The sequence below is a fragment of the Nonomuraea muscovyensis genome (genome assembly GCF_014207745.1).
Taxonomy (GTDB): Bacteria; Actinomycetota; Actinomycetes; order Streptosporangiales; family Streptosporangiaceae; genus Nonomuraea; species Nonomuraea muscovyensis.
The window spans coordinates 259,866-281,553 of sequence record NZ_JACHJB010000001.1 but is presented as its reverse complement, the minus strand read 5'-3'; the positions used below and the strand labels follow the sequence as shown (position 1 = coordinate 281,553).

Genomic DNA, 21,688 nt, shown 5'->3' with positions numbered 1-21,688 from the left:
GGCAAGAGCGTTACGGTCGGCGGTCCTGTGTACCGGATGCCCTTGTCGGTGGGGCGCCGCTCACGGTAGCTGCTCCTGCGAGAGCGTTTGACGGCTCGTGGATAGGAACGGTGGCGGCGGCGCGGGTTCAGGTTCCGTCGGTGCGTGACCTGGTGGAGGACGCGGGTCCAGGAGGCATCCGGTGGCTCAGGGGGAAAAGGCCGCGCGGTCGGTGACCGAGCGGCGCACGATACGGACGGTGCCCAGGAACTTGATCCGGTCGGGGTCGATTCCGGCCGTGGTGGCGGCGGTGCAGATCAGCGTGCATAACGCCCAGTGCGTCAGCAGGTAGGCCCAGATCTCCTGATAAGCCAGTTCGGGGGTGCGCGAGCGCAGGATCCGGCCCGGCCCGCGTAGGTGCGTCTTCAGCTGATCGATGCCGGTTTCGGCCTCCCACCGCTCGTGGTAGCAACGAGCCAGTTCCTCGGCGGCGGCCTCGGCCGGGTCGAGGATGCTGGTGATCAGACGGATGTGCTCGCCCTTGCGGTCGGGCACCGAGTAGTCGACCACCCGGACGATCACCGCCTCCTCGGGATCGAGGCCTCGGCCCTGGCGGGCGGCCTCGCGCAGCCGGTCCTTCTGCGATCGGCGCAGGCCGGTGGGTTTGACGATGACCGCGAGCCAGGACCCGTCCTCCAGGTCACGCAGCCAGTACGGGCGCAGCCCGGCCTGGACACGCCAGAGCAGGTGCGCGCCGCTGTGACGTGCCTGGTTCCAGGCAGGGAAGCTATAGAAGCCGCGGTCGGCGGTGAGCAGCATCTCCTCGGTCAACTGCTGATACAGGGACAAGGCGAGGGTCTGCTCGCCGGCCCAGCAGCCCGCCACGTCGCCAGCCACGATGGCGTGGCTGGCGCACTCGCTGATGGCGACCACCCGAGCCTGCGGAAAGGCGGTCTCATACCCGCCCGCGCTGTCGCAGCCGAATTCGGCGACGTTCGCCTCGGTGTCGGGCAGGTCCACGACGAACCCGTCGATCGCCATCACCCGTCGGCGGTTCAGCCACGCGCCCGGGGTCGACTCGGTCGCCGCAGGCCGGGCGACCTGCTGAAACACCTCTTTGACCGCCTCCGTTCCCAGACGCTGGCGGGCTTGAGTGATCGCCCCACGTGTCGGCGCCTCCCAGCGTGCCCCCGGCACCAGCGACAGCATGACCGTCAGTTTCTCGGCGACCTCCTCGTAGTCGTCGTCGGGGTAGAGACACAGTGCAATCAGTAGGTAGACGACCACATGCGCGGGGAGCTTGCGAACGCGACGCTCCCGGCATCCGTGCGTGGCGATGGCCGCGTCCAGGACCTGGCGAGGGATCAGCGATGTCAGCGCGCCGACCGCCACCAGATCCGTCAACCGCCCCGAACCACCTGCATCACCCGACAAGATCACCAGGTGACGCTACCAGCAAGATCGCTATCTAAACGGCATTGGTTCTCCCTGGGGCTGCTTCATGCGAAGCAAGAGGCTCTGCGCCTCGGTACGAACACCGTCGTCCTCATCGGAGGTCAACTCCCGCAACTGCTGGACAAGCTGATCTGCACCGCTCTCCGTTATCCACCGGGGATCACCACAGATTTCCGCCCACAGCTGCTCAGCGGTTTCGAAATCCTGTGCGCAAGCGAGTGCCACCAGCACGGCGCGCAACCCATATACGCCTCCCCGCTGCATGAGGGCTTTCGCCGTCTCCTGGGTGACCCCTGTGTCATCGGGATCCAGCAGGAGGCGGTGAAGGACCTCGGACACCTCAGGTACGTGTGCCGCTGCCGCAAGGCGCCGTCCGGCGGTGGCTCTCACTGACCACAACGGGGAGTCGGCCTCATGAACGGCGCTGGTGATCGAGTCCACACGCGGCCGTTCCTGTTCGGGGTCATCGCGCATTCGCTCACTCTAAAGCCCGCGGATGACGACCGTGCTGTCCGGTTTCCCGAAGCGTCGATAACACCACGAGCCTGGACAGAAAGCGATCATGCGAGACAGGACACGTGTTTGTCGGCGAGCTGGCTCAGAGTTTCTTTACAGGTTTTCAAGGGCTCGCTTCGCTCGCCGCGCCGCCGCCCGCTCCGGGCGGCCAGCGCGCCGGGCTGCGGCCTGGGGGCCGGTCCCGGCGCGCACCGCCCCGCTCTACGGCGGCGAGGCGTCAACGACGGAAGCTTCAAAGCCTAACCTCGGGCTTTCACGAAGGATTTGAGCCAGACTGATCGTTTACATGAGAAAAGTGCCTTTGAGCTGGGAGGATAGGGCTTGTCGAAGGTCCTGTCCGCGCCAGAGCAAGAGGCACTTTTCACGTGCAGACTATCGCGTCCAACCGCAAGATCAGTGTGTCCGCCGACGCCAACGGTCTCCTGTCTCATGCCGGCGGCCTCCTCCTCACCCGGACGCTGGCCATCACCGGCCTGGATCGGGCGCTGTCGCACGAACTGGAGCGGTGGCGCCCTTCACGCGCCGTACACGACCCAGGCAAAGTCATCGCTGATCTCGCCCTCACTCTCGCCCTGGGCGGAGACTGCCTCGCCGACATCGCCCTGCTGCGCTGCCAGCCCCAGCTGTTCGGCCCCGTCGCCTCCGACCCGACCATCTCACGCCTGATCGACCGGCTCGCCGCCGATCCGGTCCGCGCGCTCAAGGCCATCCGTGCCGCCCGCGCCACCGCACGCCAACGCGCCTGGCACCTGGCCGGCGACCACGCCCCCGGAGCCGATGGCCAGCCAGTCATCGTCGATCTCGACGCCACCATCGTGATCTCTCACTCCGACAAGCAGCACGCGGCACCCACCTGGAAGAAAAGCTATGGATTCCACCCGATGACCGCCTTCGCCGACCACGGCCCCAGCGGGGGTGGAGAACCGCTGGCCCTGTTGCTGCGGCCTGGCAACGCCGGCTCCAACACCGCCGCCGACCACATCGAGGCCACCCGGCTCGCCCTGGCCCAACTCCCCAAGCACCTGCGGCGCAACGTGCTCATCCGCACCGACTCCGGCGGCGGCACCCGAGAGTTCCTCACCTGGCTCACCCGACCCGGACGCTGGCTGAAGTACTCCATTGGCTTCACCCTCACCGACGACATCGCGCAGGCGATCGGCAAACTCCCGGCCACCGCCTGGACCCCGGCATACGACGCTGACCGCCGGCCACGCCCAGGCGCCTGGGTCGCCGAGCTCACCGGCCTGCTGAAGCTGACCGGCTGGCCCAAGGGCATGCGGGTCATCGTCCGCAAGGAACGCCCGCACCCTGGGGCCCAGCTGCGCTTCACCGATCTGGACGGACACCGCTTCACCTGTTTCGTCACCGGCACCCCCGGCGGCCAGCTCGCCGACCTCGAACTACGCCACCGCCGCCGCGCCCGCGCCGAAGACCGCATCCGCGCCGCCAAGGACACCGGCCTGCGCAACCTGCCGCTGCACGACTTCACCCAGAACCAGATCTGGTGCGAGATCGTCGCCCTGGCCTGTGAACTGCTCGCCTGGGCGCAGATGCTGGCCCTGTACGGCACCGATGCCCGCCGCTACGAGCCCAAACGCCTGCGGTTGCGTCTGTTCGCGGTCGCCGGACGCCTGGCGCGTGGTGGCCGGCGCCTACGCCTGCGCATCGCCATGCGATGGCCCTGGGCCGACACACTCCTGACCGCCCTGGCACGACTCCAAGCCCTGCCAGCGCCGACCTGACCAGCACCAAACCATCCCAGCGAACTAGGAAGGAATCCTCGGGCCCGTGGAACCCCGCCTACCCGGCGCGACAGCCGGGCAGCCACGCTGACCACAGCGAGCCAGTCGAGCTCCAGCCGAAGACCTCAGCCAACCAACTCAAGGTCGGGAAAGATCGAGGCTAAGGGCTTCTGCCTTCACGAAGTCATCGAGCTCCAAGATCGCTCGGCGAATTGCTCTCCAACACCGTTGCGTTTACCGGCGCCGACGGGATGCAAGTCCATGGTCCATGATCTGGATCTGGACTTCGAGGGTGTAGGTCTGTGCTTGCTGGGGGTGCTTTCCCGCGTTCGGTCCGTACTTGCTGGTCGGGTTCTTGCGGCTGCGGGCCTTGACACGCTGGCGGCGTTCGGCGGGCAACAGGTCGTTCAGGACGGCTCGGCCGATCGCGCCCACGAGAGCCACCGGCTCCGGCGGGAGGATGCCGGTGGCGGTGGTGACCTGGTCTCGGGCCGTCTGGAGGAGGATGGTGAAGCTGATCCGCTCCATGACCAGACCCGGCCGGGAGGCCGCCGCGTCGGCGGCGGTGCGAATGAGGGCCTGGTAAACCGTCAGTAGCGCGTAAACCTCCTGGTCCAGGCCCGCAACGCTGCGCGAGCGCAGGACGCGGCCGTCGAGCATGGCCACCTTGATCGAGAAGTAGGTGGTCTCCACTTGCCACCTGCGGTGATAGAGGGCGACCAGTTCACCGGCGGGGTAGCGCTCGTGATCGACCAGGCTGGTGACCAGGCGCCACGGCTCACGCCGCGTGGTGCCGTCGGCGAGGGTGACAGTGATCCACGCCTCGATAACGCGGACGGGCAGCGCCCGGTAGCCCTCGCTGGCCCGGTAGACGCCGCACAGGCGGGCCAGGTAGGAGCCGTCGGGCAGGCGGCGCTGGATGGCCGGGCGGCGCCGGGCGGAGGAGCGCACCAGGAACTGCGCGCCTGTCGCGCCTACCTGGCGCAGGAACTCCACCGCGTCGAAACCGGCGTCCGCCAACAGCAGCATCGAGCGGTCCAAGCAGCCCAGCAAGCGCTGTGCGTAGGGTACTTCGCCTTGGTTCTCGGGGCCGAAACAGGCCGCGAGCACGGCCCGGGTCCCACACTCGACCACGACCAGCAGGCGCACCAGCGGGTAGCCGAACTCCAGCACGTCCCCGGATCGCTTCGGGTAGCGCCAGGTGACCTGTTCGTCGTCGGGGGCGTGCAGGTGGGTGCCGTCCAGCGCCACCGTGCGCAGTCCCCGGTAGAACGAGCCTGCCTGGCTAGGGCCGGCTACCGGCCCGGCGAGGATCTCGAACAGGCGGCGCAGCGGGGCCGCGCCGACCCGGCGTCGCGCTCGCGCGAGCGAGGAGGCGGCCGGGCACACCGGCGCGAGCTGGCCCAGAGCGGCGGTGAGCTTGCCCCAGGTCGCCCGGTAGGAGCAGTGTCCGAACAGGGCCAGGGCGAGGGTGAAGTAGACCACTACCCGGGCGGGCAGCAGCCGTAACCGCTTCTCCCGTGCCCCGGTCTCCTCCAGCACCGCATCCACCAGCGTGAAGTCGACGATCTGGGTCAGCTCGCCCAGATGTCCGGGCGCGTGGACGCCCGCGGCTGTCTCGATCGTGCGGGTGATGGCAGACTTCTCCTGCAACGGGACCCCTGGTTCTTGATCATCTTGCTCGACACAAGTGATCTACCAGAGGTCCCGTTCGTCGTGATCACCGGCTTGACGAACCGTCGGCCGAACAAACGCAACGGTGTTGAATTGCTCTCAGATCCTGCGTGGGCACCTCAACGTAGCCGCCATCATCGTCGGGATCGTCATCGCCGAACTCATCCAACGGCAACATTCCCTGCGGCTCGTATTTGGTGTGGATCAGATCGACATATGCGCCGTAATCGATAACGTAAACGTCATAGTGTTCGCCCGGCTCGTCTTGTTCAGAGTAGCCTCTGCGAACGATATGAAGGACTCTTGCATCGAAGAGGGCCATTAGTAGCGATGGGCTATTAGAACCGATCATTCGTCATGACACGCAGCGACCCACCTTTGAGTGTGAGCCATTCTTCGAGCGCGGCACCGGAGAGTTCGCGGGAAATCCCATTTTCAACGATCACCACAGGCCCGAAAACGGACCCAGATGCACCAACGAGCTTGGTGTTGTGATCCAACGTGACCTTGAATGAATTTTCTTGAAACACAGCATTGCTGAGATCTGCGCAACGAAGATTTACCCCCAGCAACGAAGAGCCCATGAACTGCGTTCCGCGACAACTTGCCCCTGATGCGTCAATACCATAAAGAGACGCCTTCGCCAAATTCGTTCCGTCAAGGATAGCCCCTCGCATGACCGCGTCATCAAGGTTGACTCGCACCAACGAGCATTCCGTCAGATCTGCTCCGCTGAAGTCGGCACCGTGGGCGTCCGAGCGGTACAACTCCGCTCCTCTCAGCCGCATGTTCACCAGCTTTGCGCCGGTAAACCATGATTCGGAGAAGTTGCCGTGGGAGAGGTCGGCGCCGGAGAGGTTGAGCCCTACGGCGTCCAGTCCCCCCTCGCCAGCATCGATCCACTCGCGCACGCGCTGGGCTGCGATGCCGTCCTCAGGGGGCCTGGCAGGAGTCCAGTGATTACGGGTACCAGATGACATTGTCTTCTCAGCCGTTCTTGTCGACGATGCATTTGATGGCGTCAATCGCTGCCTGTTTCGCGTTTCTGGCATCCAGGATAACAGTGCGCTGTTTTTATGGCGATCTGCTCGGACAATATTTTGATCCATCGACCATTGAGTGCTTCTAAACTTGCCTCGCGGAGCTGAAGGATAAGGATGGCCTTGGCGAGCTGACCTGCGAGAAGAGGGCAGCAGCGTAGCTTGCGGAGGATGCGCCAGGTCTTCAACTCGCACTGGCACGTTCACCTGGTGGCCTATTATGTGCTGCACTATTAGGGCTTCTGCTAAGTCGCCTTTCCGTGCCGATCGCACATGGGCGCGGGCTGAGGTCCATACCCCCGCCCCCGATATCGCATTGTTCGTGTCCCTCGGTCGGCGTCAACCCCGTCTGTGCGGCATGGCGTGGGGCCGCGTAGAAGCCGCAAGGGCACGGCATCGGAAGACGGGGTTGACACCTCGGTCGGGCCACGCAATCGGGCAGCTATCGGGCACGGGGGAAAGTGGCCGTGGGATGCACCGGCCACTGGGGAGGCGACAGCGTGAGCCTGGAAGCTCGGCGCACCCGGTAGCGCCGAGAGGTCGATCACGCCGCCGCCTCGTCTATGAGGCCGTCCTCACCAGGTGAGAACACTCCGGACACGCCTTGACCGCCGTCGCCTTGAAGGGCAGAGACCAGCCGCAGAACGGCAGTGGATGGGCCAGCGCTCCACATGCACCGAACACCGTGCCAGGTCGTACGGCGTGATGGACTGCTTCACGGCCGCTACCGGTCAGCCCGAGCCGGTAGTCATCGGGGGAGTCGTCGGGGCCAGGCTGAACCGTGTACACGAGCAGGTCGTCCCAGTGGACCGACCAGCGCCGTACTCCGCATGGAAACATGTGTGGCTCGCCGTCCAGTTCGAGCAGCGCCAGGGTGCCGCTTCTGAGCACGCCCACCACGGTTCCGCGCTGGCCCACAAGCCATTCGGCCGAGGCCCGCGTACGCGCCGGGCTGTGCAGCATGTCCATGATCTTGGCGCGGCAGCCCACTCGGGACGCGGGGGCGCTCATGGGGCCTGCTCTACCGCTTCTTGTTCCCTCAACTGCTCGGCAAGCTCGGAGATGTCGTCGGCATCGAGTGTCTGGCAGAGGCCGTGATCTATCTCTGTCTTGGACAGGCGCCGGCCGTTCCGAGTTGCCCATAGACGCCCCGCAGAACTACGCCAAATGCACCAACCGGGAAAGGCTGCCTGGAGGTCTTCGAGAATCACCGGCGTTGACATGGGATCAGCGTGCTTACTTACGCGTGACGAACCCACCGCGTTTCCGAGACGTCCAGGACGTTACGGCGTTACGCTCAAAACGTCCCTGACGTCCTCTGCCCCCCGAGGTGTACCGTGGCCAACGTCGCCCTACGCCGCGCCATGCTGAACGCCCAGGTCACGAACCAGAACTTGGCTGATCGGTGTGGGGTGGACGTGAAGACGGTAGAACGCTGGTTGCAAGATGAGACTCGTGTTCCGCACCTGCGGCATCAGTGGGCCGCCGCAGAGGCACTAGGAGTTGAGACAGCCGTGTTATGGCCAGACGCAATTCGCAATACGGTGAAAACGGGACCCGATAAGGAAGTATTGACCGTTTATCCGTATCGTTCCGCATGTCCGAAGTCGATCTGGCGGAACCTCATCAACGCGGCGCGCAACGAGATCGTGTTCGCCGGTTACACGAACTACTTCCTGTGGCTGGAACACCCCAACCTTGCCAAGGTCCTCAAGAGGAAAGCTCAGCAGGGCTGCAAGGTACGGTTCCTCGTCGGCGACCCTGAGAGCGAGGTCACCCGGCGCCGGGAGGAGGTGGAGAACGTCCCGCTGACGGTCTCCACGCGCATCCGGATCACCCTGTCGGAGATCGAGCAACTACGCGAGGTCCCAGGAGTCGAGGCCAGGTACGGGGACGAGCACATCGCCATGAGCGTCTTCCGGTTCGACTCGGAAATGCTCGTCACGCCTCATCTGGCCAAGCTCGTCGGGCATGACTCGCCGATGCTGCACCTGCGGCGTTACCAGGACGACGGCCTGTTCGACCGGTTCGCGTACCACGCCTCCGAGCTGTGGAGCAACGGACGTGACGTGTGGCAGCAGTCCCAAGCCGCAGCCCAGATGCTGGGTGACTAACTGAGTGACAACCGTCCCGGACGGTCATGGATTCCAGAGGACCGTACGGGACCGTAAGCCCAGGTGGGGGCGGTGATCGTCCATGATCCCGTCCTCATGTGATGTGCCTGGGGGTCAAGGGGTCGCAGGTTCAAATCCTGTCGTCCCGACCAGTTTCTCGCTGGTCGAGCAGGGTGTCATCCACCAGGATGGCACCCTTTCGCATGGGTGCCCATCACGCTCCAGGTGCTCGTCGGCGGCCTGGGCATCCTGGGCATCCTGGTCGGCGTCACCTTGGTCATCTCAACCGAGCGGAAGCGAGGCCAGGGCGTCGGAGAAAGCGGCGACGGTGAACTCGATGTCGGCCTCGGTGTGGGCGGTGGACAGGAACCACAGGCCCCGCGGCACCATGTTGACCCCGCGGTCGAGCAGCGCCGCGTGGAGCAGCGTCATCCGTGCCCGATCCGTGGCCGCGAAGTCGCGGTAGTTCCGGACACTCGGCTCCCGTTCCCGCGTGAAGTAGGTCTGGAAGACCGGGCCCGGCCCGTGGACCAGCATCGGCACGCCCGCCTTGGCAGCCGCCTCGCGCAGGCCGGCCATGAGCGCCCGGCCCCTGGCGTACAGGGTGCCGTACACCTCCTCCCGCTGCTCGTCCAGGATCCGCAGGGTGGCCTCGGCGGCGGCGATGCCGACGGGCTGGGAGTTGAAGGTACCGGCGTGCGCGATCTTGCCGGTCGAGATGTCGTCCATCACCGAGGCGCGTCCCGCCAGGGCGGAAACCTGCATGCCGCCGGCCATCGCCTTGCCGAAGACCGACAGGTCCGGGGCGATGCCGAGGTACTCCTGCGCGCCGCCGGGCCCGAGCCGGAACCCGGTGATGATCTCGTCGAAGATCAGCAGGCTGCCATGCCGGTCACACAACTCGCGCACCCCTTGCAGGTAGCCGGGCAGTGGCTCGATCGCACCGGTGTTGCAGAGCACCGGCTCGCAGATCACGGCGGCGATCTCGCCCGCGTGCCTGGCCATCAGGACGGTGAGGGCGTCGAGGTCGTTCCACGGGGCGATGACGAGATCGGCGGCCGGGGGCTGGCCCGCCGTACCCGGGACCGGAACGGGCGCATCGGCGGGGCCGGCCAGATCGAGGGCGGGGTGAACGCTGTGGAGGACCGGGTCGAGCCAGCCGTGATAGTGGCCCTCGAACTTGAGGATCTTGGGACGGCAGGTGTGCCCGCGGGCCAGCCGGAGCGCGGCGTGCACCGCCTCGGAGCCGACCGTGTTGAAGCGGACCCGCTCCGCCGAGGGGATCATCGTGCACAGGCGCTCGGCCACGCGGACCTCGGCGGCGTGTTGGGCCGAATAGACGATGCCCCGAGCGACCTGCGCGGAGACCGCCTCGACCACGGCCGGCGGGCAGTGACCGAGCAGGGCGGGGCCCTGGCCCAGGACGTAGTCCACGTACGCGGTGCCGTCAACGTCCCACAGGCGCGAGCCGGCCGCCCGGTCGACGAAGAGAGGCACTCCTGCGGTACGGCGGGCGTCGCTGGAGACGCCGCCGGCGAGGTAGCGCTTGGCGGTGGTGTGCAGGTCGGTGCTGGCGTCCAGGGTGCGGGTCATGCAGAGCATCAAAAGCCGATGTTTCCCCTGTCCACAAGCAACAGGACAAGAAGCGGGTCGTCACCGCAAATTTCGGTTCTTGTGGTCGGCTGGGGCGCTTGGTGGAGTGTGGGGCATGTTCCTTGGACGCATCAGACGGACCCCCTCCGGCCCCGTCGAGCTGGTGGCCCGGCATCCGGATGGCGGCCTGATCAGCCTGGCCGGCCTCGGCGGCGACGACCCCGTGGCCCTGATCGCCTCGCTCGGGCTGGACCGCCTGGCCGAGCATGCCGCCGGGCGCCGGCCCGAACTGGCCGAGGACGAGGTGCTCTTCGAGCCGCCGGTCGCCACCTGCACGAAGATCTGCTGCCTGGCGCTCAACTACGCCGCACACGCGGAGGAGAGCGGCATGGAGGTGCCCCCCGAGCCGGTTCTCTTCTTCAAGCCGCCGTCCGCGCTGACCGGCCACAACCGCCCGGTGATCGCGCCGGCCCGCACCCGCCACCTTGAGCATGAGGTGGAGCTGGCCGTGGTGATCGGCAAGGCCACCCGCGATCTGCCCGCCGAACGCTGGCGGGAGGCGGTCGCCGGCTACACCGTGATCAACGACATGACCGCCCGAGACCTGCAGCTGGCCAACATCGCCAGAAACGTGCCGTGGGACCAGTCCAAGGGTTTCGACACCTTCGCGCCCGTCGGGCCGTACCTGGCGACCTCGGACGAGGTGTCCGACCCGCAGGCGCTGGAGCTGACGCTGGAGGTGGACGGCGAGGTCAGGCAGCGGGCCAACACCAAGCAGATGGTCTTCGACATTCCGCGCCTGATCGCGGACCTGTCGGACGGCATGACCCTGATGCCGGGCGACCTGATCGCGACCGGGACCATCGCCGGGATCGCGCCGCTGAAGGACGGCGAGACGATGCGGGCGACCGTGACAGGAGTCGGCACGCTGGTGAATACGGTCAAATTTCGGTCTGCCTAAAGTAGGAGCATGACCTATGCCGTCGCCGCCCTGGTGGACATCGACGACTACATCGCGTCGGAGCAGGCGCAGGGCCTGGTGTGGGCCCGGGGCCAGCTCGAGCGCACCGCCCGCGCGGTGAACGCCGCGACGGGCGGCCGCGCCCAGGCCCGGCCTCCGGAGGAGTGGCTGGTCCTGCTCTCCGGACCCGACCCCGACGCGCTGATGTCGGAGGCGGTGGTGCTGGCCGAAGAGGTCAGGGCCCGGATCGTCCGCGAGACGGCATGGACCGCGACGGTCAGCCTCAGCCCGCCCAGCCTGGGCGGTGGCGCCGCCGAACGCGAGGCCAGGCGCATCAACGATCTCAAGCTCGTGCTCGGCGGCGACCGCGTGATCACCCCGGCTCCGCCGTACCGCGGACAGAGCCTGACTCCGCCGGTGCGGATCGAACAGGAGCTGACCAGGCGGGTCCAGGCCGGCGATCGCAACGGCGCGGCCGGACTGCTGGCGAGCTGGGTGGACCGGTGCGCGGGTGAGCCCGGGGTCGATCCACAGACGCTGCGCAGCTGGCTCATCGGGCAACTGCTGTTCGTGGTGGACGCGGTCAACACCACACGGCTGGCCGACGGCTCGACCGACTGGGTGCGGGCCTGCGCCCGGCTGCCCGTCGAGGACATCATCGTGGTCGGCGACATCCACGAGCGGTCCTACCTGCACATCTGGCTGCGGGAGACGCTGGGGCGGCTGATGCCCGCACCCTCGCGGCACGACATCCTGGCCGTCGCCGAGGCATACCTGGCTCAGCATTTCGCCGATCCGGGGCTCCGGCTGGCCACCGTGGCCGCCGCGGTCAGCGCGAGCCCCTTCTACATCTCCCACCTGTTCGCAGAGGAGCGCGGGACCACCTTCCTGCGGCACCTGACCGGGTTGCGGTTGCGGCACGCGCGCAAGCTCCTGGCGACCACGGACCGGCCGGTGGACGAGGTGGCCGCGCGGTCCGGCTACTCGAGCGCCAAGGCGCTGCGCGGCGTCTTCCAGCGGCACGTGGGCTGCTCGCCCACCGAATACCGACGGCAGAGAGCGAGGTAGGCATGGACGTGGCGATCGATGGCGGGCAGACGGGGTTGCGGCTCGCGCTGGCGTCCCGTGGACGGGTGCTCGAGGTGACCGAGGTGCCTGGTCTGGCGTACGCACAGGGCTCCCCGGTCGACGCCGTGCTCGAGCGCGTCGAGTGCCTGCTTCCCGATGACGCGGACACCGTCTGCCTGGGTCTGACCACGCTCCTCGACTCCCCGGAGAAGCTGGCCGCGCGTCTCCTCTCCGTCGCCCGGCGGGTGCTGATCACCGGAGACGTGGTCATCTCGCACGCGGGCGCCTTCTCCGGAGGGACTGGGGTCGTCCTCGCCGCGGGCACCGGGGCCATCGCCCTGGGCGTCTGTGGGTCCGAGGTGCGGCAGGTCGACGGGTGGGGGTTCCTGTACGGCGACGCGGGGAGCGGGTTCTGGATCGGGCGGCGAGGGTTGGAGGCGGCCTGGCGCGGTCTGGACGGGCGCGCCTCCCGTGGCGCGCTCACATCACGGGCTGTCGAGGTGTTCGGCGAGCCGGGCGGGTTGTATCTGGCTCCTGACGCGGTGGCGCGGGTTGCGGGGTTCGCGCGGCAGGTCTTCGAGCTGGCCGAGCATGACGGTACGGCACGCGGCATCGTCGAGGAGGCGGGGTGGGAGCTCGCCCGGACGGTCGCCACCGCAGGGCATGACTTCTCCTCTCCTGTGCCCGTGTCGTGGACCGGCCGCCTGCTGCGCGACGCCCGGCTGTTCGCAGCCTTCCGAACAGCACTCGCCGAGCTGCTCCCCTCAGCCCGGATCCAGCCCCCCGAGGGCGACGGGCTCGCGGGCGCGGCCCGCTTGGCCGCCTCAGCCGGCCTCGGCTCATACGCCCCGCTCATCCAGGTGATGTCCCGATGAGGGCCGGCCACGCCAGAGTGCCGTTGACCGTGCCCTTCGCAACCCCGATGGGCGGCTACGTCGACCGTCCAGGCCCGTCCACCGGGACGCTCGACCCGCTGGAGCTCAACGTCGTCACCTGGTCGGCCGGCGAGCGGCGCCTCGCCCTGGCGGTGGCCGACGTCGTCTGCGTCAACGACGACCTCGCCCAGCGAGCCCGCGAGATCGCCGGATGCGACCTGTGGCTGGCCGCGACACACACCCACGCGGGTCCGGAGACCGGCTGCGTACCCGGGGGCGGGCCGACCCCCCATCCCTGGCTCGACCGGATCGCCGAAGCCGTGGGCTCCGCCGTACGGGAAGCCGCGAAAGCCGAGTCGCCATGCGACGGGACGGCGCACCGCGGCGAGCTCCACGGCGTCGGCGGCGATCGCACCGACCCTGCTGCGACCCCTGTCGTCCCCCTCGACGTGCTCGCCTTCCGCACGGACGGCCGCCTCACCGGGGTGGTGGTGGTGCTCCCCATCCACCCCACCGTGCTGCCCGCCGTGAACCGCCTGGTCAGCGCCGACATCCCCGGCGCGACCCGAACGGCCCTGCATGCACGGCTCGGCCCGGACGTATGGGTGATCGTCGCCACCGGGACCGCGGGTGACATCAGCACCCGCTACACCCGCCGAGGCCAGGACCCCGACGAACTCTCCCGGCTCGCCACCCTCGTCGCCGATCGCTGCATCGGCCTGCTCGGGGAAGCGCCCCACGGATCGTGGACCTCCGGCGACCGCCTCCGCCTCGCCTCCCGGCGGCTCCACCTGCGGCGTGAGCACGTCGTGGTCGACGGGGCCGCCCTCGGCGCCGACTACGCGCGCACTCCCGGCGACCGCCTCGCTCGCAGCCGCCTGGAGGGCCTGCGTGCCCGTACCGGCGCCACGACCCCCATCTTCGCCGAGGTCAACGCCGCCCGCCTGGGCTCGCTCCGCCTGGCCGCTCTGCCCGGCGAGCCCTTCCTCGCCACCGGCCGCAGCATCGACGCCGTGGTGCTCGGCTACGTCAACGGCTACCCCGGCTACCTGCCGACCGCCGACGCCTACCGCAGGATCGAGTACGAGGTGCTGGCCAGCCAGGTCGCCCCGGGCAGCGCGGAGGCCCTCGCCCACACCGCAAGAACGCTCTTGGAGGAGCTGTGACGGACTACGCAGGGATCGCCAGAGAAGCTGTGGAGCGAGTGCTGTCCGCCGAGCGTGCGGCCATCAGCCGCGCCGGTGGCCTCGTCCATGACGCCCTCCGCGCCGGTGGCGTCCTCCAGGCCTTCGGCACCGGCCACTCCCGTTCCATCGCCCTGGAGCTCGTCGGCCGCGCCGGCGGCCTCGTCCCCGCCAACCAGCTCGGCATCCGCGACCTCGCCTACTACGGCGACACCCCGCTCCGCGACCTCCTCGACCCCAAGACCGAACGTCTCCCCGGCCTCGCCGCCCAGATCTGGGCCCTCGCCGACATCCGCCCTGAGGACATCTTCGTCATCATCTCCAACTCGGGCGGCAACGCCGCGATCGTCGAGATGGCCCGCCTGGCACGGGAACGTGGCCACACCGTCATCGCCATCACCTCCACCGCCCACACCGCCCGCGTCGAGACCGAGGAGCGCCTCGGCGACCTCGCCCACGTCGTCATCGACAACGGCGCTCCCTACGGGGACGCCGCCCTCTCCCTCCCCGGCGGCGGCGCCGTCTGCCCTGTCTCCAACCTCACCGGCACCCTCATCGCCCAGCTGCTCGTCGCCGACGTCGTCGAGCGCTACCTGGCCGGCGGGGAGCAGCCTCCGGTCTTCAGGTCGGCCAACACACCTGGCGGGGATGAGCACAACGCCGGGCTGCTCGCCCAGTACGGCTCCCGCGTCCGGCTGGGTGACGCGTGACAGCCGATGCCGTCAGGTCTTGACGAGCCGGTACGGCTGGCGAGGGCGGCCGGCGGCGCTGCCCTTGACGGGGGGAAGGGGCCAGGCGAGGCCCTCCTCGGCCAAGCTCTGGAGGACGCGGCGGGCGCTTCGGGGGGCGATGGCCAGGACGTCGGCCACGATCTCGGCGTCGACCACCATGGCCTCGGGGCCGTCGCCGAGTCCTTCGATGAGGCGGTCCAGGAGTTTGGCCGCCTTGGTCGTGACGACGGGTTCCTTGTCCGCGCGGCGGCGTTGGCGCAACGGCAGCGACAGGACCGTGCCGTCGCCGCTCACCAGGTACGCGGCCGCGCCGCCGGAGTTGCGCGCCTTCTCGACGGCCACCATCGCGTTGGCGTCGGCGTCGCGGGCGGTGATGCCGAGGCCGATGCCGACTTCGACGGCGACACCGAGCTCGGTGCGGATGCGGTCCAGGAAGGGGGCGACGCGGAAGCCGTCCGTCGCCTGGGACAGGGAGCCGACGGTGGCGGTGACGACGTAGCTGTTCTCGTCGCGCGGCGCGACGGTGGCACCCGTCAGTCTGGCGTCGGCCAGCAGGGCCTGGTGGAGGGAGAGCTTCAGTTCCTGCTGCCAGTAGTTGCCCGGACCGGCGTAACTCGGCCGCGCGGAGGCGGCCAGTTCGACGACGACGATGGCGATGCGGGATTCCTCCAGGCGGCTGCCCGTGCCCAGCAGCGCCGCGGTGTTCAGGGCCAGGCGCAGCGTGTGGACCGTGGGCATCATGCGCAGGACCGGCACGTCGGCCGCGGTCAGCTTCTTGGCGACGCTCCTGATCGTGGTGAGCGCGGCGGTGGTGGCGCCCTGGCGATAGAGCTGCTCGTGGAAGCCGGCGAAGGCGCGGGCCGATTCGGGGCGGTCGTATTCGGACAGGTGCACGCCTGCCGTACCGATGCCCAGCTCGCTGTACGCCTCCTCCACGTCCGTCGCGGGCAGCGAGTCGATGCTCACGCGGGCAGGGTCGATGCCGTGGCTGAGCACGCCACGCAGCAGGCTGGCGTAGAGACTGGCGCCGCTCATCGGGACGTAGGTGGCCGGGACGGGGAGCTCGCCGGTCTGCCTGGCGAGGTCGTGCTGGAGCGGCCCGGTGAAGAGCACGACGTCGATGGTGTCGGCGATCCTGGAGAACTTCTCGTAGGTCTCCTGCTCCTCCGAGTGCGGTGCGCCGACCAGACGCCAGTCGGCCGCGGCGGGCAGGCCGGCGCCGATGGTCATGATCTGCTCGACCAGGTCGTGCGGCCCCACCACGCCGATTGCCACCCGAGACCGCGTCTCGGAACGCAACCGATCCATGATCGTGATCACTCCAGTCCGGATCGCCACTCGAGCAGGCGGGTCATCGTTCCGCCGAGCACAGCCGCCCGGTCCTCTTCGGTGAGATCACAGAAGATTACCCGGCCCAGTGACATTCGCAGGTCGATGAAGGGGAAGTCGGAGCCGTACACCACCCGATCGGGACCGACTTCACGTACCATTCTGACGATGTCGGCGCCGGTATTGAAGGAGCCGCAGACCTCGAGCACCACGCCGGGACGGCGCTGGGCGACCTCGATGGCCCGGTCGAAGCCGAGTGGTGTGGCTCCGGCGTGTCCGGCGAGGATGACGACGTCGGGGTGGCGGGTGGCGACCTCCTCCAGCATGGGCAGGTCGTTGTACGGCGAGTCGTCGTAGGTGTGCGTGAGCACCGGGCAGCCGGTCTCTTCGGCGAACTCCCAAACCGGCTCGAAACGCCTGCCGGTCAGCGGGTAGTCGTGCAGGTCGGGGTGGAGCTTGATGCCGCCGAAGCGCGGGTCCATGCCCCACTTGCCCAGCTCACCGGTGGGGTCCTGCCACGGGTTGACGGTGAGGTAGCCGGTGAAGCGGTCCGGCAGGCGATCGACGACGTCGGCGGTGGCGGCGTTGCCCTCGGCCGCGTCGAGCTGAATGGCCAGGTGGCTGGAGATGACCGCGTGCGAGACCCCGCAGCGGTCCATGACCCTGGCCATCGCCTCGGCGCCCGAGTCGGGGATGAAGAACAGGCTGTAGGGACCGGTGTGCGCGTGCGCGTCGACGATGCGGACGCTGCGCGGCGGCTCGCGATCGAACAGCGCCTTCATGCGACGACCCTGAGCAGGTTGCCCGAGGCGATCGCGGCCACGGCCTCGTCGTCGAGCTCGGACCAGAGCAGTCTGGTCACCGACTCGGCCGGATCACGCAAGGGAGCCCCGGTGCCGAAGATCAGGCGGCCGTAGCCGTACCTCTCGACCAGCCATTCGAGCCCGCAGTGCGAGGAGAGGTTGGCCAGCCCGACATGCACCTTTCTGGTACGGCTGAGCACGCCGGCGGCCTGCCTGAGCACGCGGTAGCCGAGGCCGCCGACGACGATCGTGAGGCTGGGGTGTGCCGTGGCGATCGACTCCACGGCGCCCCAGGTGGTCTGGGTGGCGTCGACGAGCAGGGGCAGGCCGGCCTCGGAGACAGCCGCCAGCATGGGCGCCACGTCGCGCCCGGCCAGGTCGTAGCCGTGGTCGGCGGGGTAGGCGCGGACCGCCCGGACGCCGCCGTCGAGCGCGGCGGCGACGAACCGCTCGGGTGTCCCGGTCTCCTCGCAGGTGGCCGGGAGCAGCACCCAGCAGGCGTGCAGCCGGGGCTGGTCGGCGACGAGGTCGAGCAGGCGCAGGTTGCCGGCGCGTGGGTCGTGCAGCCATGACCAGGAGTGGCTCACGAGGGATTCGGCGATGCCGAAGCGGTCCATGTCGGCCAGCGACTGTGCGACCGTGCCCGGCCCTGCGTCCCTGCGCGGGTGGCGGCCGAGCATGGCGTCAGCGTCGATCAGCATGGACCATCCATCCGTCCGGGATCGTGGGCGGTTCGTCGAGAAAGGGGAAGAGTCCGACGGTGAAGCGGCCGTCGCGGCGACGCAGGCCGAGCGAGTGAATCTCGCCGAAGGGCGCGGTGCGGGTCACGGGGTCGGGGATGCGCGCGGGACCGTTCCCGAGCACGACCTCGTCGGGCGGGACGAGCGGCAACACGAAGAGGTTCGCGCCCAGGTAGCCGCCGTTGTGCTCGACCCACGGAGCCAGGCCGTGCAGCTGCCAGACCGCATCGGTGTCGATGCGGTCGACGACGATCCAGTAGGGCCCGTCGTGCACGAAGACGATCTTCCGGTCGTGTCGTTGGGGATAACCGTAATGGTGACCCGCAAAGACCGAAATATCGTCGTCAAGGGTGTACAGGTCGCACGCCGCCCGGCGATCCTCGACGTACTCCAAGCCCGGCACGACCACCGTATTGTGCGCCCGGGTCGCCTGATACCAGGAGTGGTAACCCGGATCGTCATACGACGGCGGCCCGCCCGCCTCCCACGCCAGCGGCCTGCCGTACCCGGAGATCACGAAGTCGAGCGCCGCGTGGTGGCTGTGCGGCTCCAGCTCGTGCCCGACGTACGGCCCGTAGTTGATGACCGTGTGGAAGGACTCCCGCCGGAAGACCGCATACCCGCTGGCCTCCAGGTTGACCGACGACAGCCCGACGTCGGGGGACCAGACGATCCCGCTGTCCTGCAGGTGCGGCACCCACCCGCCCGACGTGGTCAGCGCGGCCAGCCACTCGCGCATTGCCAGATAACGCGGATGTCCCGCGAGCGAGGGCTCGACCGCGGCCGCCCGCTCCAGCGCCTCCAGGCACATGTTGTGATAACCGGGCGAGCGCTCGTGGTGGCCGCCGTCGGCCCGGACGTCGTTGTCCAGGTGCTCGCCGATCCTCGCCAGGGCGACCGAGGCCCACTGCGCGGACTCGGGGAAGTCGGCGAAGATCCGCGCGGTGTGCAGCAGCTCGCAGACCGTCGCGAACTGCCAGTTGCCGTGGCGGAACTCGTCGTGCTCCTCGGCCGCCCACCGGGCGCCGCCGAGCACGGTCTTCATCATCTCCAGCCGGCACTCCTCGCTGACGGCCTCGCCGAGCACGGCCAGCGCGTGCGTGACGTACATGGCCCGCGCGTAGACGCCCAGGGAGTACCAGACGACGTCGAGCCCGGGCCAGTCGCCCTCGACCAGGTCCCGGCTCGCGTACCACTGGCGGAACAGGCGGTCCCAAGCGTCGGCGTAGCGCTGGTCGCCGGTCTCCGCGTAGGCCGTGACCAGTGGCGTCATCCAGCGCAGGTAGTGGAAACCGTACAGCCGCGACCGCCCGTGTCCCTTGTCGAGGAAGTCGACCTCGATTCCGAGCAACTCGTCGGCGCCCTCGGCCGGCAACGCGGCGGGCACGGGTGTACGGCGCCGCCAGGCCCGTCCGGCCGGGATTTCCTCCGACGGGATGTGCCGCATCCGCGTGGGGTGCACGTGCGGCGGCTTCTCCACCGACATCAGAGCCTCACCGGTGCCCCGGTGCGGGCGGACTCGTGCGCCGCGGCGAGCACCGCGGTCACGTGCCGCGAGCTCTCCACGCTGATCAGCGGCTCGGCGCCGGTGAGCACGCAGTCCACGAAGTGGTGGATGGCGTCGCGGTAGGCTCCGGCGGGCACGCCGTGGACGACCCGCTGGAGCATGTTGCGCGGGTAGGCGTAGCCTTGCGTGGTGGCCAGCTGGATGTTCTCCTTCTGCCTGTCGAGCTGGATCACCCCGTCCTCCCCGACGACGGTCACGTAGCTGTCGACCATGGTGGGGAAGGTGTTGGGGTAGATCCAGGCCGACTCGAAGGTGGCCACCGCGCCGCGGCTGAACCGAGCCTGGATCTGCATCGCGTCGGGGGTGTCGACGCCCATCCCGCGCAGCTTGCCGTACCTGGCCGTGGCGAAGACGTCCACGACGTGGTCGTCGTAGAGCCAGGCGAGCAGGTCGATGTCGTGACTGGACAGGAACCAGCCGCAGGTCGTGCGGTCGGCCCAGCCGATCATCTCGGTCGGCACGTGGATGGTGTCGTCCTTGCGCGCGTATCCCACGACCGGCTCGCCGATCAGCGGCATCTTCTCCTTGGCCTGCGCGTAGGCGGGCACCCAGCGGTGGTTGAACAGGCACATCGCGGTCACGCCCGCCTGCCGGATCGCGGCGACGGCGCGGTCGGCGTCGGCGACCGTGGTGGTGAACGGCTTCTCGACGAGGATGTGCACGCCGGCCTCCGCGGCGGCCACCATCACGTCGGCGTGCAGGTGGTCGGGTGTGGTGATCGAGATCGCGTCGACCGTGCCGGAGGCGAGCAGGTCGCGGTAGCCGGCGTAGACCGTCGCGTCGCCCAGCGGCTTGCGCGAGACGGCGGTCAGCTCGACGGCGGGATGGGCGGCGAACACCTCGGCGTGGCCGCGGCCCATGATGCCGGTGCCGACGATGCCCATCCTGAGCCTAGACAAGGGCGTCATTCCAGCGCTTCTCCGCAGCGTCCAGCGCCTCCTCGGCGCTCTTGGTGCCCGACAGGAACCCTCTGATCTCCTCGGCCAGCAACTCGCCCAGCTCGGCGTCCTTGCCGGTGCCCAGCGGGTTGTACTCCAGCTTGGCCAGGCCCTTCACGATGACCTGCCTGGCCACGACCATCGGGTCGTCACTGCCGCCCCCGGTGAAGAAGGGGTCCTTCGTCGAGGAGATCGTGGACGGGTAGATCGGCACGATCTTGCAGAAGGCCAGCTGGTTGGTGCCGTTGGTGAAGAACTTGATGAACTCCGCCGCCGCCTTCTGGTGCTGCGACGCCTTGGGGATGGCGAAGGCCTGCTGGGCGCTGAGCAGGTAGCCGCCGGTGCTGGTCTGCACGGGCTCGGTGACGACGAGGTCCTTGTAGACCTCGGGCGCGTTCTTCTGGATGTTGAGCAGCGTCGCGGCGAAGGTGCTGGCGGAGAAGGCGAGCTGGCCGTTCTCCAGGGTCTGCGGGAAGTTGCGCACGTCCTTGGAGACCGCGCCCGGCGCGATGCCGTGCTGGTCGTAGCTCTTCCTGAACCTCTCCAGCACCCGCACGGCCTGGTCGGTGTTGAAAGCGGCGCTCTTCCCGTCGGCCGACAACAGCTCGATGCCGTAGTAGCGCAGTACGTTGACGGCGGAGATGCCGGGGATGTCGTTGGTGCCGTAGACCTTGGTCTTGTCATAGACGGCCTCGGCCAGCGTGAGCGCCTCGTCGTAGGTCCTGGGCGGCGCCTTCTCGTCGAAGCCCGCCTTGGTCACCACCGACTTGCGGTAGATCGCGACCGGGGCGCCGCCGTTGTACCAGGGCACGGCGTAGAGCTTGCCGTCCTGCTTGAGCGGCTCGACCAGGTTGGCCTGGAAGTCGGCCAGCTCCTCCGGCTTGAAGTGGTCGTCGAGCGGTTTCAGCGAGGGGGCGAAGCGGCCGAGGTCGAGCGAGGTGATGTTGACCGCGTCCGGCACGTCGCCGCTGGCCACGGCGGCCAGCAGCTTGGTGGCGCTCTCCTGGCCGGGCACGTCGACCCACTTGAGCGTGACCTTGGGGTGCTGTTTGTGGTACTCGGCGATCAGGCCCTCGATGTAGGCGCTGTAGTTCTTCTTCAGGTTGATGGTCCAGAACTCGACCTCGCCCTCAAAGGGCTGGTCGGCGGCCGGCGCTGCAGAGCCGGACGAGGTGCCCGCGACGCATCCGGTGGTGAACAGGCACAGCGCGAGCGCTGCTGACACGCCTCTGGTCATCGCTCCTCCTGAAATTATGGCCGTCCGCAAGCTGTACTTTCGGCAGAATCTCACTGTGCGCCACAACCGTCAATCCCTGGACTCTTGACGCTTACAGAAGCCAGCTCTACGCTTCACGAAATTCTGGCCGCCGTTATTGGCA

20 protein-coding genes and 1 pseudogene are annotated in these 21,688 nt (G+C 68.5%); 7 read left to right on the top strand and 14 right to left on the bottom strand.

Features of this window, described 5'->3' with window-relative positions:
* Positions 1-186: 186 nt before the first annotated feature.
* Together FHU36_RS01330 and FHU36_RS01325 are read right to left on the bottom strand one after the other, a co-directional pair.
* Entirely contained in the window at positions 187-1,383 is a 1,197-nt protein-coding gene (locus FHU36_RS01330) for an IS4 family transposase (RefSeq protein WP_221495727.1), read from the bottom strand.
* Positions 1,384-1,443: 60 nt separating this feature from the next.
* Complete coding sequence (locus tag FHU36_RS01325) at positions 1,444-1,908, bottom strand: hypothetical protein (protein WP_185081984.1); 465 nt, start codon at positions 1,906-1,908, stop codon at positions 1,444-1,446.
* A gap of 407 nt (positions 1,909-2,315) precedes the next feature.
* On the opposite strand from FHU36_RS01325, the gene FHU36_RS01320 reads away from it, so the two are divergent.
* Complete coding sequence (locus FHU36_RS01320) at positions 2,316-3,692, top strand: IS1380 family transposase (RefSeq protein ID WP_185081983.1); 1,377 nt, start codon at positions 2,316-2,318, stop codon at positions 3,690-3,692.
* A 234-nt stretch (positions 3,693-3,926) separates the two neighbouring features.
* Here FHU36_RS01320 and FHU36_RS01315 read toward each other — a convergent pair whose 3' ends face one another.
* The 5 genes and pseudogenes from FHU36_RS01315 to FHU36_RS01295 form a co-directional block, all read right to left on the bottom strand.
* The gene (locus FHU36_RS01315; protein ID WP_185081846.1) at positions 3,927-5,345 is read right to left on the bottom strand and encodes an IS4 family transposase; all 1,419 of its coding nucleotides are present in this window, start codon (positions 5,343-5,345) and stop codon (positions 3,927-3,929) included.
* A gap of 67 nt (positions 5,346-5,412) precedes the next feature.
* Complete coding sequence (locus FHU36_RS01310; RefSeq protein WP_185081982.1) at positions 5,413-5,688, bottom strand: hypothetical protein; 276 nt, start codon at positions 5,686-5,688, stop codon at positions 5,413-5,415.
* Between the two features lie 16 nt (positions 5,689-5,704).
* The gene (locus tag FHU36_RS01305; RefSeq protein ID WP_246501910.1) at positions 5,705-6,346 is read right to left on the bottom strand and encodes a pentapeptide repeat-containing protein; all 642 of its coding nucleotides are present in this window, start codon (positions 6,344-6,346) and stop codon (positions 5,705-5,707) included.
* A 149-nt stretch (positions 6,347-6,495) separates the two neighbouring features.
* Positions 6,496-6,632 (bottom strand): annotated as a pseudogene (locus FHU36_RS01300) (IS5/IS1182 family transposase); the annotation flags it as partial.
* A 335-nt stretch (positions 6,633-6,967) separates the two neighbouring features.
* Entirely contained in the window at positions 6,968-7,417 is a 450-nt protein-coding gene (locus FHU36_RS01295; protein ID WP_185081980.1) for a hypothetical protein, read from the bottom strand.
* Between the two features lie 560 nt (positions 7,418-7,977).
* Between FHU36_RS01295 and FHU36_RS01290 the strand changes: the two genes are divergently transcribed.
* The gene (locus FHU36_RS01290) at positions 7,978-8,520 is read left to right on the top strand and encodes a hypothetical protein (RefSeq protein ID WP_246501909.1); all 543 of its coding nucleotides are present in this window, start codon (positions 7,978-7,980) and stop codon (positions 8,518-8,520) included.
* Between the two features lie 282 nt (positions 8,521-8,802).
* Here the strand turns inward: FHU36_RS01290 and FHU36_RS01285 are convergent, their stop codons facing one another.
* Positions 8,803-10,113, bottom strand: a complete 1,311-nt coding sequence (locus FHU36_RS01285) for an aspartate aminotransferase family protein (protein WP_185081979.1) — start codon at positions 10,111-10,113, stop codon at positions 8,803-8,805.
* Between the two features lie 115 nt (positions 10,114-10,228).
* On the opposite strand from FHU36_RS01285, the gene FHU36_RS01280 reads away from it, so the two are divergent.
* The 5 genes from FHU36_RS01280 to FHU36_RS01260 are packed head-to-tail and all read left to right on the top strand — an operon-like array spanning position 10,229 to position 14,911.
* Positions 10,229-11,074, top strand: a complete 846-nt coding sequence (locus tag FHU36_RS01280) for a fumarylacetoacetate hydrolase family protein (RefSeq protein WP_246501908.1) — start codon at positions 10,229-10,231, stop codon at positions 11,072-11,074.
* A 9-nt stretch (positions 11,075-11,083) separates the two neighbouring features.
* Positions 11,084-12,142, top strand: a complete 1,059-nt coding sequence (locus FHU36_RS01275) for a helix-turn-helix transcriptional regulator (protein WP_185081978.1) — start codon at positions 11,084-11,086, stop codon at positions 12,140-12,142.
* Positions 12,143-12,144: 2 nt separating this feature from the next.
* Positions 12,145-13,017 carry an N-acetylglucosamine kinase gene (locus tag FHU36_RS01270; protein WP_185081977.1) on the top strand — a complete coding sequence of 291 codons (873 nt, stop codon included), beginning with the start codon at positions 12,145-12,147 and terminating at the stop codon, positions 13,015-13,017.
* A 29-nt stretch (positions 13,018-13,046) separates the two neighbouring features.
* Positions 13,047-14,183 (top strand): hypothetical protein, encoded by a 1,137-nt coding sequence (locus FHU36_RS01265; RefSeq protein ID WP_185081976.1) that lies wholly within the window; start codon positions 13,047-13,049, stop codon positions 14,181-14,183.
* A complete protein-coding gene (locus FHU36_RS01260) occupies positions 14,180-14,911 on the top strand; it encodes a sugar isomerase domain-containing protein (protein WP_185081975.1) in 732 nt (243 codons plus the stop codon). The genes FHU36_RS01265 and FHU36_RS01260 overlap by 4 nt, the downstream gene beginning before the upstream one ends.
* Positions 14,912-14,923: 12 nt before the next feature.
* Here FHU36_RS01260 and FHU36_RS01255 read toward each other — a convergent pair whose 3' ends face one another.
* From FHU36_RS01255 to FHU36_RS01230, 6 genes are read right to left on the bottom strand one after another with little or no spacing between them, the layout of a single operon-like run.
* Positions 14,924-16,207, bottom strand: coding sequence for a transcriptional regulator (locus FHU36_RS01255; protein WP_185081974.1), 1,284 nt, complete (start codon positions 16,205-16,207; stop codon positions 14,924-14,926).
* A 41-nt stretch (positions 16,208-16,248) separates the two neighbouring features.
* Entirely contained in the window at positions 16,249-17,043 is a 795-nt protein-coding gene (locus FHU36_RS01250; RefSeq protein WP_185081973.1) for an amidohydrolase family protein, read from the bottom strand.
* Positions 17,040-17,765, bottom strand: a complete 726-nt coding sequence (locus FHU36_RS01245) for an amidohydrolase family protein (RefSeq protein WP_185081972.1) — start codon at positions 17,763-17,765, stop codon at positions 17,040-17,042. The genes FHU36_RS01250 and FHU36_RS01245 overlap by 4 nt, the downstream gene beginning before the upstream one ends.
* On the bottom strand, positions 17,749-19,290 hold the full coding sequence (locus FHU36_RS01240) for a heparinase II/III domain-containing protein (protein WP_185081971.1): 1,542 nt from the start codon (positions 19,288-19,290) through the stop codon (positions 17,749-17,751). The genes FHU36_RS01245 and FHU36_RS01240 overlap by 17 nt, the downstream gene beginning before the upstream one ends.
* The gene (locus tag FHU36_RS01235) at positions 19,290-20,279 is read right to left on the bottom strand and encodes a Gfo/Idh/MocA family protein (RefSeq protein WP_185081970.1); all 990 of its coding nucleotides are present in this window, start codon (positions 20,277-20,279) and stop codon (positions 19,290-19,292) included. The genes FHU36_RS01240 and FHU36_RS01235 overlap by 1 nt, the downstream gene beginning before the upstream one ends.
* Positions 20,263-21,546 carry an ABC transporter substrate-binding protein gene (locus FHU36_RS01230; protein ID WP_185081969.1) on the bottom strand — a complete coding sequence of 428 codons (1,284 nt, stop codon included), beginning with the start codon at positions 21,544-21,546 and terminating at the stop codon, positions 20,263-20,265. The genes FHU36_RS01235 and FHU36_RS01230 overlap by 17 nt, the downstream gene beginning before the upstream one ends.
* Between the last annotated feature and the right edge of the window lie 142 nt (positions 21,547-21,688).